The sequence below is a fragment of the Acrocarpospora pleiomorpha genome, assembly GCF_009687885.1.
Lineage (GTDB): Bacteria > Actinomycetota > Actinomycetes > Streptosporangiales > Streptosporangiaceae > Acrocarpospora > Acrocarpospora pleiomorpha.
On sequence record NZ_BLAF01000074.1, the window covers coordinates 1 to 14080 of the forward strand.

Genomic DNA, 14080 nt, shown 5'->3' on the forward strand with positions numbered 1-14080 from the left:
CACCCACCCACCCTTTTGATTTCCTCCGGGCTCCGCCCGGCCCCGTCATCCCCGTGGTTCCCCATGGGCAGCGGCCGCCATGATGCGGTGGGAGAACCCCGTGTGCAATTGATTGCGAGTTCACGGCCACTCGACCGGCGCATAAAGGGCCGCCTTCGCGCCAGACAAAGTAGCCCAATAGCGATCGCCATACGACCAATGCCACCACTCGGTCGGATAGTTGACGAGACCCGCGGCCGTGAGGGTGGCGGTCAGAATGGTGCGGTTCTCGCGCGCGGCAGGCGTGAGATCAGGCGCATTGGTGTAGCAGGCATTGGCACTTTCCTCAGGACTGGCGTTGACTTCGGTACCCATGGGAAGTTCGGTGCCGTCATCGGTGCAGAGGGTGAGGTCGATCGCGCCCCCGCAGACATGCGGTCCGACCGCAGGCGGGGCCAGGGACCGAGAGGCTTGCACGAAAACGTAATCCTCCGGCCAGTCAGGATTACTTTCCCGGAGCTCCGCCGCGTACTCATCGAAGTACTGAACCTGAAGCCACAACGGCCGATACGCCTCCACGACCAATAACCGGAGCCCGACAGGCAACCGCCCTTGCGCGGTCGCGACGCGTTCGGCAACCCCTTGTCTGAGCCTCGTATAAGCGCCCGCCTTATCAGCCAGCCGATCGTCGATCCGTACACCAGCGATATCGCGCACATCCACCAGCGGTTCGCCGCACTCCTCCACCGGCATCGACGCGACTCTCGGGTCGGACATGAGGATGATCTCTCGCATGAGTCCCTCCGTACATGGATAAGCGCCGGTGGGCGTCGGAACGCCCACCGGCTGAGATGGGGTCTAGCAGTCAGGAATCACCACTCCGCTGTTGTCCTTGGCTTCGTCGTTGCCCCACCGCGAGAGGTAGTAGGCGGACACGTACTGGTTCTGCCACGGGCTGCCGCTGTCCAGGTCGGTCCGCAGCCACCAGTGGTTGTAGGCCCCGCTGACCTGCACGATCGGCCCCCACACCTTGCAGTACACATAGTTCGTGCCCGCGTTCAGCGTCCCGGTCCTGGTCCCGCCGGGCGTGGAGTACCCTGCCGCCGCGGCGAAGGTGTCGACCCAGTACTTCCCGGGCGCCGGCGGCTGCGTGGGCGTGGACCCCACCCCGACGGGCGCGCTGTAGCCGACGATGCTGGCCGAGGAACGGGTGTAGCTGCGCGCCCGGGTCATGCTCGGGCTGCCGCTGTTGCCCTCGATCGTGTACACGGTGCTCGCGTTGGCGGAGCTCACGATCCCGACGTGGTTGATCACCCCGTCGCCTTCCCAGTCGAACACGACCGCGTCCCCGGGCTGCGGCGTGTACCCGCTGCTCCGCGTGTGCCATGTCCCGTACGTCGTGCCGTAGTCCTTGAACGAGGACGCGACGCCGGTGAGGACGCCCCCGCTGCCCTCCGCGATGTTGGCGTAGGTGACCCCGGCGTTCTTCCAGACATACTTCGCGAAGTCCGCGCACCAGTCACTTTCCCGCCAGCGAACACCATCGGTGGTCGGACAGGCCGACGTCGCCGGCTTCCAAGTCCTGAAATATCCGGTGTAGTAGTTACACACGCCCCACTGACCCTGCGGACCCGCGCCGTAGTTGCGTGAAGCGTTGTTGAGTTCGGTCTGTGCCACGGACACGATCTGCGCGCGGGTGACGGCCGCGGACGCTGGAGCCGCGATCGTGACAAGTCCGGCGGCCGCGACGAGTGCGGTGGCGGCGCCGCTGATGAGCTGCCTGAGTGCCATCGGATCCCCCTTGGGTGCGGTTCGATGCTCCGGACTCTCCACCGCCCCGCTTCAAATAGCCTCCAGAGCCGCTATAAGCCCCTCTCAGCCCCACCTGAAGCAGATCTGGAGCAACAGGTCGGAAGCTCCTCAACGTCAGCCAGAAACGACTGAGGAGGATCCCATGAAGATCACCAGCCGCAAGGGGGCTCTGGCCGTCGGAGCCGTGTTCGCCGCCGCCGCGATCGTGTCCGTCGGGGGCTCGGCCGCGAGCGCGACGCAGGCCGACTGCGCCTCGTGGCCGAACCCGGGCAGCGCCACCGGCACGAGCACGGTCTACCGCCAGGACGCCGGCCGCTTCGGCACCTATGTCGAACTCAGGAAGGGCACGCTCAACGGTCAGCAGATCGGCTGGGCGCGCATCACCGGCACCACCAAGAAGGGCGACGGTGTCTGGATGGACGTCAGCAACAACGGCGGCGCCAGCTGGACCCAGTGCGGCCCCTACCTGGTGGACGCCGACGGCGGCGTCCCCTACACCCGGGGTTACGCCACCAGCAGCTCGGCCAGCCGGGTGTTCCGCGCCTGCGGTCGCGTCACCGGCGCGTACTCCGTCTGCGGCCCCTGGTGGTAGAAGTGGTGCTTCCCGGCCCTCGATCGAGGGCCGGGTTCACCCGTTAAGGTGGGCATACACCGCATTCTCAAGGGGTACGCAATGCCGAAGTTCCGCGCCGTCTTCGACACCATGGTGGCCTACAAGGCGGGCCAGTCCGTCGTCGCGCCGGACGGCCGGTCCTTCAAGCTCTCCTCCAACGAGTCGCCCGAACCGCCGCTCCCCAGCGTGGTCCGCGCGATCGCGGAGGCGGCCACCCAGATCCACCGCTACCCTGACCCGGCCGCCCTCCAGCTGACCGAAGCCCTTTCCGTGCGGTACGGCGTGCCGCACGAGCACATCGCCCTCGGCGCGGGCTCGGTCACCGTGGCCCAGCAGCTGTTCGAGACCGTCGGCGACCCCGGCGCCGAAGTGATCTACGCCTGGCGCTCGTTCGAGGCCTACCCGCTCCTGGCCGACCTGGCCGGGGTCACCTCCGTCCGCGTCCCGCTCAGGGACGAGACGCACGACCTGGACGCGATGGCCGACGCGATCACCCAGAACACCCGCATGATCTTCGTCTGCAACCCGAACAACCCGACCGGCACGGTCAACCGGTCCGGCGACCTCAAACGTTTCCTGGACCGCGTCCCCGAGCACGTCCTGGTCATCCTGGACGAGGCCTACCGGGAGTATGTCCGCGACGCCGAGGTGCCCGACGGTCTGACGATCTACCGCGACCGCCCGAACGTGGCCGTCCTGCGCACGTTCTCCAAGGCGTACGGCTTGGCCGGCCTGCGGGTCGGCTACCTGATCGGGCAGGAGCCGGTCGCCGCGGCCGTGCGCAAGGCGATGGTGCCGTTCGCCGTCAACCACCTCGCCCAGGCCGCCGCCGTGGCCTCGCTCCAGGCCGAGGAGGAGCTGCTGGCCCGGGTGGAGACCGTGGTCGCCGAGCGGACCCGGGTGCGAGACGCGCTAATCGCCCAGGGCTGGGCTGTTCCGCAGAGCGAGGCCAACTTCGTCTGGCTCCGCCTCGCCGCCGACACCCCCGCCTTCGCCGAGACCTGCGCCGCCGCCGGAGTCGCCGTGCGGCCGTTCGGCACCGAGGGCGCCCGCGTCTCCATCGGCGACCGCGAGGCCAACGACGCCTTCCTCGCCGCCGCCGCGGCCTTCCGGAGCGCGTGAGCGCCGCTCGGTGGACACCACCAGCGCGACCCCGGCCACGATCACCAGCCCGGCGGCCACCATCGGCACGGTCACCCCTTCGCTCAGCACGAGCACGCCGAGGATGACGGCCACCACCGGGTTCACGTACGCATAGGTGGACACCAGCGAGATCGGCGCGTTGCCGAGCAGCCAGACATACGAGGTGAACCCGACCAGCGACCCCACCAGGATCAGGTAGCCCAGCGCCAGCCAGGACCGCGCGGAGACGTCCGCGATCACCAGGTGCTCCCCGGAGCCGGTCCCGATCAGCAGCAGCCCGGCCCCGCCGGCGGCCATCTCGACCGTGCTCGCCATGAAGACGTTCTTCGGCATCGGGATCCGCGCGGTCAGGAACGATCCGATCGCCCACGAGATCGTGGCGAACAGGATCACCACGACCCCGGTGGCTGACCCCGATCCGCCACCGTTCAGCGACAGAACGGCAACCCCAACGAATCCGACCAGAACCCCGGTTAGGGTCAGCACCGGCGGACGATCACGGAAAACCACCCGCAGGACGATCAGCCATAGGGGTGTGGAGGCCACCAGGAGCGCGGCCAGACCGGTGGAGATGTACTGCTCGGACACGGCGACCATGCCGTTGCCGAAGGTCAGCAGGAGCAGGCCGGCCAGCACGGCGCCGCCTAACTCCCGCCAGGTCATGCGGAAGGGGCGCCTGCCGTGCCGTACCAGCAGGAACGTGCCGAGGATCAGCGCGGCCGTGATGAATCGCAGCCCGCCGCTGAGCATCGGCGGCATGGTCTCGATGGCGATGGCGATGCCGAGATACGTCGATCCCCACACCACATAAACGGTGACAAGCGCGATCCACACGCGGATGTCACGAGTGTCCTGGCCCATGGCTCATGACAATAGCGATGAACTCCGACATTTCCTGACGTCGGGGTCGGGTGGGCACGTCCCCACGACATGCCCACCCGATCCGTACTACCGGTTGAGCCGTACTACCGGTTGAGCTTCTCGACGATCAGCCGGTACAGCTGCCGGGGGCGGCCCGGCTGCGGTGTGCGATTCGGCGGAAGCGGCCACGCTAGTCCCTCGTCGACCAGCGTGCGCAACAACCGCCGAGCCGTACGCGGCGTGACGCCGAGCATCTTCCCGGCCCCTTCCGCGTCCACGACCGTGTCCCCGCCCTCCAGCTTGGCGGCCAGCCGGGCGAGCACCTCCACCCCTTTGGGCTTGACCGGGCCCGCCGACTGCGGTGGCATCCGGGGCGGCGGGACGAGCGCCCGTCCCTCCCGGTCCACCGCGAACCCCTGCGCCTGCTTGCCCGCCTGGGTCCTGGCCAGCGCGGCTCTGGCGTGGGTCTCCGCGTCATGGGTCGTACGGCCCATGCCGACCCCCACCTCGACCGCCAGGCCGAGCTCGTCCCGGATCCGCGCGGCGAACGGCAACACGCGGAAGCCGTCCGTCGCCCCGGCGATCGAGCCCCGGGTGGCGACCACGAGATAGCTGTGGTCGTCGATCGGCCACACGCTCGCGTTGATCCGGTTGGCCTCCTGCACCAGCAGGCGATGCAGCGACAGGCGCAGCTCGTCCCGCCAGTACCGCGGTGCCGCCCTGCGCACCGGTTCCCGCAGCGTCGGCACCTCGACCAGGATGACGGTGAGCTGCGACTCTTCGAGCCGGTGGTGCGCGCCGAGCAGCGCGGCCGTGTGTAACGCGGTCCTGACCGCGGCCGAGGTCGGCCGGATCCTGACCGCGGGTATGCCCGCGGCCGTCAGCCGGTCCGCGACCCCGGGAATGCAGGTCAGCGCGCCGGTTGAGGCCCCCTGCCGGACCAGCCGCTCGTGGAACGCCGCGATGGTGCCGGTGGCGCCGGGTTCGTCCCGGCTGTGCACCTCCGCCGCGGACAGTCCCAGATCGGCATAGGCCTCATCGATCTCCGAGCGGTTGAGCACGTCCACGCTCACCCGCCGGGGGTCGATGCGGTCGTCCAGTGCGGCCCGTGCGATCGCCGCGGTCAGCGCGGCGCCGCCGAGCTGCACGTGCGTGGCCGGCATGGTCAGTACGCCGGACCGCCGGGCCAGTTCGTAGGGAATCGGGCTGGCGAAGAGGCAGGCGTCCACGCCACCGAGTCTGGTTACTTTGTCTGAGGCCTCCTGTTCGTCGCGATAGGCAGCGGCCACCAGGCGACAGGGCACCGGTGCCGCCGAGTGGCCCATGAGCATCACCCGCTCGACGAGGTCGTGGGGCCCCACCACACCGATGGTGAGGTCCGGCGTCCCAGCGCCCATCCCGGCCCCCACCCGCGATCCGCGTGGAGACTCTTCCGTGCGCTCGACCAATGTTCGTCCCATCCCGCGCGCCTTCGTTGGTTTCGCTTCCCCGGAAAGCTCCGGAAACCGCTCCTGGGAAGCTTCTCTTTGGAACGATCGCTCGCAACGGCCGTAATGTCACGCCCGGATTTTCCGGAATACCCATCTGAGATGGCAACAGCGGGGATTACCAACGGTGTTTGGCCTGGTCAGGGCCTTTATGGACGCGGATTACTCGGAACGGGAAATCTCGCGTTCCACATCCGCGCCGAGCGCCTGCATGCGCGGGGCGAGATCGGCGTGGCCACGATCGATGAGATAGCCGGTGTCGATTGTCGTCTCGCCCTCGGCGACCAGACCGGCCAGCACAAGTGCGATTCCAGAACGCAGATCATGAGCCGTGACGCGCGTTCCTCGCAATTTAGCCGGACCGTGCACGACTGCGCGGTTCTCGGCCACCGAGATGTTGGCGCCCATCTTGTTGAGTTCGCCCGCCAGCGCGAAACGGCCGTCGAAGATACGCTCGTGAATGTAGCTGGTGCCGCCCGCCAGGCAGGCCAGCGTCATCAGCGGGTTCTGCAGATCGGTGGCGAAACCGGGATAGGTGTCGGTGATTACATTGATCGGCCGGATGGGTTCGGCCCGGCTCACCTGCAGCACCGCGCCCTCGTCCTCGAACGCGACGCCCATCTGCTCCAGCTTCCAGCGGGCCACGCCGAGGTGCTCAAGCGAGCCGCCGACCAGGTTGACCGAGCCGCCGGTGAGTGCGGCGGCGATCATGAACACGCCCGCGTCGAGCCGGTCCGGCATGACCGTGTGCTCGACCGCGGTCAGCTCGTTCACGCCCTCGACGGTGAGAAAACCGGTGCCGGCGCCGCGGATGCGGGCGCCCATCCGGGTCAGCATGTGGATGACGTCCAGGACCTCGGGCTCCAGCGCCGCGTTCTCGATCACCGTGGTGCCGGTGGCCAGCGCCGCGGCCATGACCAGGTTCTCGGTGCCGGTGTGCGAGGGAGTGTCCAGGTAGAGGGGCGCGCCGGTCAGCCCGGCCGCCTTGATGTGGATGACGCTGTCGTCCTCGTTGACGATGGCGCCCAGGCGCTTGTAGCCGTTGTAGTGGAAGTCGAGGTTGCGGCTCCCGAGGTTGCATCCCCCGACACCCTCGATCACCGCCTCGCCCAGTCGATGCAGCAGAGCCGGGACGAACAGGACCGAACCGCGGAACCTGCGCGCGATCTCGGCCGGGAGGACAGGGCTGGTCAGTCGCGATGCGTCGATCACCAGGGTGCGCTCGGACTCGTGGAACTGCACCTTGGCACCGATGGCCTCGGCGAGCTCCGTCGCTCGCCGCACGTCTTCGATCGCGGGCACGTTGCGCAGCACGGTGCGGCCCTCGGACGCGAGCAGCGCAGCCCCGATCATGGGCAGCACGGCGTTCTTCGCGCCCTGGACGAAGGCGGTTCCACGCAGTACGTTGCCACCGCGAACGCGGTAACGGACCATGAAATGGACTCCTCAGGTGGGGGTGTGGAGGAAGAGGCGGCTGGTGCGGTAGCCGGGTATCGGGCCACAGTAGCCGCTAGGAAGGGCGATTCGCGGGGGAACTACCCGGTGAAGGTGGTTCCGGTCAACCGCTGATAGGCCTCCACATAACGTTCGCGTGTACGTTCGACAATCTCGCCGGGGAGTCGGGGCGGCGGAGTGCCGGTGGCGCGGTCCCAGCCGGACGCCGGGGACGTGAGCCAGTCGCGGACGAACTGTTTGTCGAAGGATTCCTGGCTGCGGCCCGGTGACCAGGTATCTTTCGGCCAGAACCGGGATGAATCCGGAGTCAGTACCTCATCGCCGAGGGTCAGCACGCCGTCCGCGTCCCAACCAAGTTCGATCTTCGTGTCGGCCAGGATGATGCCGCGTTCCAGGGCCATCTCGGCGCCTCTCCGGTACACGGCGAGCGTGACCTCCCGGAGCTGTTCTGCCACGTCAGAGCCTACTTCTTGGACCACCTGCTGGTACGTCATGGGCTCGTCGTGCTGCCCCATCGGAGCCTTGGTGGAGGGGGTGAAGATGGGTTCGGGGAGCCGCGAACCGTCCTCCAGACCCTCGGGAAGCACGACTCCGGAGACCATTCCCGTACGGCGGTAGTCGATCAATCCCGAGCCGGTCAGATAGCCGCGTGCCACACATTCCACGGGCACCATGGTGAGCCTGCGGCACAGAACACTTCGCAGGTCAGGGCCCCTGCCGACCACATGGTTGGGCACCAGATCCTCGAGCTGTTCGAACCACCAGAGCGACAGCTGCGTGAGGATGGAACCCTTGTCTGGGATGTCGGGTTCGAGGACGTGGTCGAACGCGGAAATGCGGTCCGAGGCGACCATCAGCAGCTGGCCGTCAGCGGTCTCGTAGAGATCTCTGACCTTGCCGGAGTGCACGTGCTTCATGGGCTGTTTTCCCAGGTAGGAGCAGCGATGTCGGTGCGGTGGAAGGCACCGCGCAGGCGGATGTGCGCCACCGCCTCATACGCCTTCGCGCGGGCCTGCGCGAGGTCCGCGCCGGTGCCCACGACGTTGAGCACCCGCCCGCCGTTGGAGACGATCTCCCCGTCGCGCCGTTCGGTGCCCGCGTGCAGCACGTACGCGCCCTCGACTTGGGGCTCCAACCCGGCGATGACGTCGCCTTTTACCGGATTGTCCGGGTAGTTCTCGGCCGCCACGACCACGGTAACCGCCGCGCCTTCCCGGGAGGTAAGTGGCTTCTGACCGGCCAACGCCCCAGTGGCACACGCCAGCAACAACTGCCCCAGCGGTGTCTCCAGTCGATCTAACACCACTTGGGTTTCCGGGTCGCCGAAACGTGCGTTGAACTCGATGACCCGAGGGCCGTTCGCGGTCAACGCCAGCCCCGCGTACAACACTCCGGTGTACGGAATGCCCCGCCGCCCCAACTCCGCGACCGTCGGCAGCACCACCTCGGCCATGATCCGCTCGGTGAGCCCCGCCGGCGCCCACGGCAGCGGCGTGTACGCCCCCATGCCGCCCGTGTTGGGCCCCTCGTCCCCGTCGTAGGCCCGCTTGAAATCCTGCGCCGGCGGCAACGCCACCGCGCTCTCCCCGTCACACAGCGCGAACAGCGACACCTCGGGCCCGTCCAGGAATTCCTCCACCACGACCCGCTCGCACGCAGCCGCGTGCGCCAGCGCCGCCTCCCGGTCCCGGGTGACGACGACGCCCTTCCCGGCCGCCAGCCCGTCATCCTTCACCACATACGGCGGGCCGAACTCCTCCAGCGCCGCCACCACCTGCTCCGGCGTCGTGCACGTGAACGAACGCCCGGTCGGCACCCCCGCCGCGTCCATGATGTGCTTGGCGAAACTCTTGGACCCCTCGATCCTGGCCGCCGCCGCCGACGGCCCGAAGCAGGGGATCCCCCGCTCCCGCACGGCATCCGCGACACCCGCCACCAGCGGCGCCTCCGGCCCGATCACGACCAGATCCACGCCCAGTCGCACGGCCAGCGCGACGACGGCCTCGCTGTCGGTGGGAACCACCTCGTGCCGGGTCGCGATCTCCGCGATCCCCGCGTTGCCCGGCGCGCAGTGCACCGCCGAGACGGACGAGTCGAGCTTCAGGCCACGGCACAGGGCATGCTCACGGCCACCGGATCCAACGACGAGAACGCGCACGTGAAGTAAGCCTAGGGGATCGGTCAGGACAGCCAGGATCCACGTCCCTTTTTTGGCAGGTCCTGCGTGATCAGCTGGTGAAGCTGGAAGTATCCTGGGAGGAGGCTGCGGTCATGTGTTACTTTTGACCCGCCTATGGTGTCTCTTGGTGATTGGAGGTGGTCCGGGTGAATCCTGGTGATCCTGTCAGTACGTGCAGGCGCACGTACGACGTGCGCAAACCCGACCATTCCAATCAGGTGCCCGAGAGCACGTCCACGCCCTCCAAGGGGTGACTTCGTTTTTCGCGTGGAACGTGCTGAGTCGGGCGGGAAGGGACCGCCATGCGCTCCTCTATGCTTTTCCCGAGAATCACCCGTGCCGTCGTGCGTACTGACACGCCGCTGCCCGACAAGAAGTTTCCCCGCGCGAGCTCGATCAGTTCGTTGATCGAATTCGGCGCGTACATCGCGGGCAAGAAGGTCGCCGCCGACGACATCGCCGACGCGGTGCGGCTCGTCCGCGAGCACAACCACGACAGCCCCCAGCCCACGGCTTACGTGTGGGTCGGCCTCTACGAGCCCGACGCTCCCGAGGTCGAGTGGCTGGCGGAGACCTTCGGCCTGCACCCGCTCGCCGTCGAAGACGCCATCAAGGCCCACCAGCGCCCCAAGGTCGAGCGCTACGGCGACTCCCTCTTCGTGGTGCTCAAGACGGTCGCCTTCGTCGACCCCGAGGCCAAGTCCGCGAGCAGCGAGATCATCGCCACCGGCGAGATCATGGTCTTCGTCGGCCCAGACTTCGTCGTCACCGTCCGGCACGGCGCGCACAGCCCGCTCGCCGACGTCCGCGAGAAGCTCGAGGACAAGCCCAAGCTCCTCAACCGCGGCCCCACCGGCGTGCTGCACGCCATCGCCGACTACGTCGTCGACAAGTACCTCTACGTCGCCGACCAGATGCAGGCCGAACTCGAAGACGTCGAAGCCGCCGTCTTCGCCGAGGTCAGCTCCCGCGACATCAACCGCATCTACCAGCTCAAGCGCGAGATGCTGGAACTCAAGCGCGCCGTCGCCCCGCTGCTGGCGCCCTTCAACGCCCTCCCGCAGCGCCGCATGATCCCCTCAGAGATGCGCGAATACTTCCGCGACGTCGGCGACCACCTCTCCCGCGTCTGCGAGCAGGTGCAGTCCTCCAACGAACTCTCCGACTCCATCCTGCAGGCGGCCCTGGCCCGCACCAACGCCCTCGCCAACGAGGACATGCGCAAAATCTCCTCCTGGGTCGCCATCCTCGCCGTCCCCACCATGATCGCCGGCATCTACGGCATGAACTTCGACCACATGCCAGAAACCCACGAGGTCTGGGGCTACCCAGCCGTCCTCTCCGTCATGATCATCGCCTGCACCTTGCTCCACCGCGCCTTCCGCCGCAACGGCTGGCTCTGAACTCGTACTTGACGACAATCTCCACATCGTCTGGGACGCCAAGGACGAAGCGCTTGACCGCTTCAACACCTGCCACCAATTCCGCGAGGGTCTCCCCCGAGACCCCCGATCGGATGGGAGCGTCCACAGGGCTGGCGTACCAGACGCAAGCGTCAACATCGAGGGCGAATTCTCGGCTGACACGAAACGTCAGGTAGATCCGATCTCGGATACCTTGATAGGCAGCTAACACAAAGTAAGAATATCGACACGATGTGTTGGTTCCGCTCTACGTCGTGAGCCCGTGTTCGGGAAGGACTGGCTGCTGTGACCACACCTCGTATCCAATTCAAGATCACCCGTGAAAAGGCTCTCGACACGGGCGCCATGGTCTGGTGAGCCGATCCCGTCGGCGCTCCCATTGCCTGCGGCGTATCCGGGCAAACGCTGGCAGAACTCGAAGAAGAGGTCGAAGCCGTCAAGCACTTCGTCCTGGATCTGCCGGATGACGTGCCGGTGATCGTCGATTACGTCGTTGAGCTGCCTGGCATCTCGGGGGGGTATGCTCGCGCCAATCTCTCGTTCCCGGGCAGTCAGTTGTTCGGTGGCGTACGGAGTGTAGGGCCCCGTGGCTTGGGCAAGGAGGCGGAGTTGGGCCAGTCTTCCGCGTCGGTGAGTTTTGTTACCAGGAGCCAACCGGCGTAGTCGCTGCCGTTGTCGGCCATGGTGCGGAGTTCGTCGAGTTTGCCGTCGCCGGCTAGGAGTTGGGCCAGGCGCCAGGCGGCGTCGGAGTTGCCGGATGCGGCGGGGGCGCTGAGTACGGTGATCGCTTCGGCGGTTCGGCCCTGCTCGGTCAGGTGTTCGGCGAGGCGGCGGGCGGCGCGGTAGTCGCCGGAGTCGGGGTGTTTCTCGGCTACGTCTCCAGCCGTGGCCGGGCGATGCTGGACCGGGAGCTCTACCTGCCCTGGGACTCCTGGGTCGCCCGGACAGATCTCCAGGACTCCACAGTCGCTTCGGCAATGGTTTCGATGCGGTGTCCGTATGCCAGATGCCCATCAGACACGAAGCTGCCCTCCCTGAACGGCAATCCGCTGAACGTAGCGCGGAAGTGACTGGGAGATCCGCCCGGCGGGAGCGGCGTGTATGCCGCCAATGGCGCCATGTCGTAGCTCGACCGTGCCCCGTGCTTGTTCCGTGCCACCTGATGAGCCGCTACACGAAGCAGCGCGTCAAGGCCCTTGTCCAGGTAGAGCTGCAGCAGGCGGAACTGACCGTCGAGGTACTTCTCATGAGCTCTGGAAGGATGCTGCAGGAGATATGCGCAGACCACAGGCGCGTGCCATCTGCCCATCCGAGGATCGGCCTGCTCTTCAGCTAGGATTCCGTGGTAGTAGTCCACGCACACGCCCAGCGGGCCGGCAATTGCACCGCAGTCGCACTGGTCCATGTTGGGGCCATCTGCCATGGTCTGCAACATAGGTGGCCGGCCACAGCCCTGTCGACAGGATTTCGGCGCCGTCTCATGTCCTACCGGGCCATGGTCCTGTAGGCCCTGAGACCTGGCAGACCACGAAGTGCGGCTGGAGTACCCCGTTTCCGCACATGCGTGATCTTTGGCTCAGCCGTGCATCCGCTTGCCCAAGGCGGTCTCGTAGGCACGCATCGTTCGCACGATTGTGGCGCGTTCGGCCGGCGTGAGGTCGGCCAGGACCTCGGCCCATGCCAGCGCGCTGCCCGCCAGCCACAGTCACCTCAATGCCGAACGCCTCGATCGCGGCCAGCTCGACGTGCGGAACGGGGCTAGCGGCGGGCGCGTTCTAGGGCGTCCCAGAAGCCGCGGCGGAGGGCGTGGCGGACCTCGTCGTGGAGGAGGAAGTCGATGGGGAGGGAGGAGCCCTGGAGGAGCCTGGCTTCTAGGTCGGAGGGCATCCGGGGTTTGCGGGCCAGGACGGCTTCGAGCCAGAGGGCGGGGGCGTCGCGGGCGATGGAGTCGCCGAAGTCGTGGCCCTCTTTGTGGGCGGCTTTGACGGCTTCTGCGAGGGTGGTGGTGCCGGCGCTGTGGTTGATGGGGGAGGGCTGGGGGCCGGTGTAGGGGCCTAATTGCGTGGCGGGGAAGCTGCCGGTGTTGGTGTCGCGGTAGTGGCTGACCGGGTTGGCGGGCGCGCTGCTGGGGGTGTCGCGGTACTGGGCGACCGCGTTTCCTGGGGCGCTGTGGTTGCCGGTGCTGCTTTCCCGATACTGGGTCAGGCTGTTGCCGGGCGCGCTGTGGCTCCCGGTGGGAGATTCGCGGTACGGCGTGATGCTGTTTCCCGGCGGGGTGTACTGCGTCTGAGCCACCGGAGCCGGAACCGGAGTGGGAGCGGGGGGTGGCGGCGGTGGCGCGGCCTGGGGCTCCGGTGGGTAGTTGTAGGACGGTTGCGCGGCGGGCGCGGGCCGGGCATGCGACGGGGGCGGGGTCGGCTGGCTCGGCTGCGGTGCGGGCGCCGGTGGCGGTGCGGGGGCTGGTGCGGGTGTCTGCGGCTGGGCCGGCGCCGGGAAGGGGGCCAGCGAAGGGGCTCCGCTGGGCGACGCGGAACCGTTGGCCGCGCCGTTGCTCCGGGGCTGGCCGTTCCCGTTGACCTGGGTGTCGACCCCGGTGACCAGATTCACGTACGGCCGGAGATGGCCGCCGCCGATCTCGATGAGGTCGTCGCACTCCTGGCGGAGCGTCCGGGAGACCGCCCAACTGCCGTCCGAGGTGATGTGGATGACGGTGACCCGGATGCCGAGATCCTGCGCGTCGCTGACCACCTGGGCGAGATCCTCGTCGCCACTGACCACGACCGCGTCGGCGACCGCGTTGTTGCGGGCCAGCGTCATCAGGTCGCGGTGCACCTGGGCGTCCACACCTTCGCGGCGCCCGGGCCGGATCCGGCCGAGGCGGAGTTTGAGGCCGGGAATGTCGGCGAGCACGTCATGCTCCGGCGTGCGGCGGCCTTCGACCGTGGCCTCGTACCAGTAGCAGCGCAGCAGCGGCAGCCCGGTGCGTTCCCTGGACAGGCTGGTGAGCAGCTGGAGTAAGCCCGGATAGTCCCACGCGACGGCCTCACGATGGCGGGTCCCATGCACGGCCATCGCGCCATCCGCCAGCAGGTAGCCAGCGTCAACGAAAAGCGCGCAGCGATCCACG

At 67.7% G+C, this 14080-nt stretch carries 11 protein-coding genes and 1 pseudogene; 3 read left to right on the forward strand and 9 right to left on the reverse strand.

Annotated features, from left to right (window positions below; translation table 11 throughout):
* Nucleotides 1-120: 120 nt before the first annotated feature.
* Complete coding sequence (locus Aple_RS42975; RefSeq protein ID WP_155350541.1) at nt 121-774, reverse strand: M15 family metallopeptidase; 654 nt, start codon at nt 772-774, stop codon at nt 121-123.
* Nucleotides 775-837: 63 nt separating this feature from the next.
* Nucleotides 838-1770 carry a CHAP domain-containing protein gene (locus tag Aple_RS42980; protein WP_155350542.1) on the reverse strand — a complete coding sequence of 311 codons (933 nt, stop codon included), beginning with the start codon at nt 1768-1770 and terminating at the stop codon, nt 838-840.
* Nucleotides 1771-1933: 163 nt separating this feature from the next.
* Here Aple_RS42980 and Aple_RS42985 point away from each other — a divergent pair, with 163 nt between their 5' ends.
* Complete coding sequence (locus Aple_RS42985; protein ID WP_155350543.1) at nt 1934-2383, forward strand: hypothetical protein; 450 nt, start codon at nt 1934-1936, stop codon at nt 2381-2383.
* A gap of 81 nt (nt 2384-2464) precedes the next feature.
* Complete coding sequence (gene hisC, locus Aple_RS42990; RefSeq protein WP_155350544.1) at nt 2465-3526, forward strand: histidinol-phosphate transaminase; 1062 nt, start codon at nt 2465-2467, stop codon at nt 3524-3526.
* A 27-nt stretch (nt 3527-3553) separates the two neighbouring features.
* Here hisC and Aple_RS42995 read toward each other — a convergent pair.
* The 5 genes and pseudogenes from Aple_RS42995 to purD all read right to left on the reverse strand — a co-directional run.
* A pseudogene (locus Aple_RS42995) lies at nt 3554-4408 on the reverse strand (EamA family transporter); the annotation flags it as partial.
* 104 nt (nt 4409-4512) lie between these two features.
* Nucleotides 4513-5805 (reverse strand): transcriptional regulator, encoded by a 1293-nt coding sequence (locus tag Aple_RS43000; RefSeq protein WP_155350545.1) that lies wholly within the window; start codon nt 5803-5805, stop codon nt 4513-4515.
* Nucleotides 5806-6057: 252 nt separating this feature from the next.
* Nucleotides 6058-7329: a UDP-N-acetylglucosamine 1-carboxyvinyltransferase gene (murA, locus tag Aple_RS43005; RefSeq protein ID WP_155350546.1), complete on the reverse strand. Its 1272-nt coding sequence runs from the start codon at nt 7327-7329 to the stop codon at nt 6058-6060.
* A 101-nt stretch (nt 7330-7430) separates the two neighbouring features.
* Nucleotides 7431-8267: a phosphoribosylaminoimidazolesuccinocarboxamide synthase gene (locus Aple_RS43010; protein WP_155350547.1), complete on the reverse strand. Its 837-nt coding sequence runs from the start codon at nt 8265-8267 to the stop codon at nt 7431-7433.
* A complete protein-coding gene (gene purD, locus Aple_RS43015) occupies nt 8264-9508 on the reverse strand; it encodes a phosphoribosylamine--glycine ligase (protein WP_155350548.1) in 1245 nt (414 codons plus the stop codon). The genes Aple_RS43010 and purD overlap by 4 nt, the downstream gene beginning before the upstream one ends.
* A 365-nt stretch (nt 9509-9873) precedes the next feature.
* Here purD and Aple_RS43020 point away from each other — a divergent pair, with 365 nt between their 5' ends.
* Nucleotides 9874-10932 (forward strand): magnesium and cobalt transport protein CorA, encoded by a 1059-nt coding sequence (locus Aple_RS43020; protein ID WP_246265210.1) that lies wholly within the window; start codon nt 9874-9876, stop codon nt 10930-10932.
* 934 nt (nt 10933-11866) lie between these two features.
* On the opposite strand, the gene Aple_RS43025 is transcribed toward Aple_RS43020, so the two are convergent.
* Nucleotides 11867-12376, reverse strand: a complete 510-nt coding sequence (locus Aple_RS43025) for a DUF5946 family protein (protein ID WP_155350550.1) — start codon at nt 12374-12376, stop codon at nt 11867-11869.
* A gap of 335 nt (nt 12377-12711) precedes the next feature.
* On the reverse strand, nt 12712-14079 hold the full coding sequence (locus tag Aple_RS43030) for an NYN domain-containing protein (protein WP_155350551.1): 1368 nt from the start codon (nt 14077-14079) through the stop codon (nt 12712-12714).
* Nucleotide 14080: the final 1 nt, after the last annotated feature.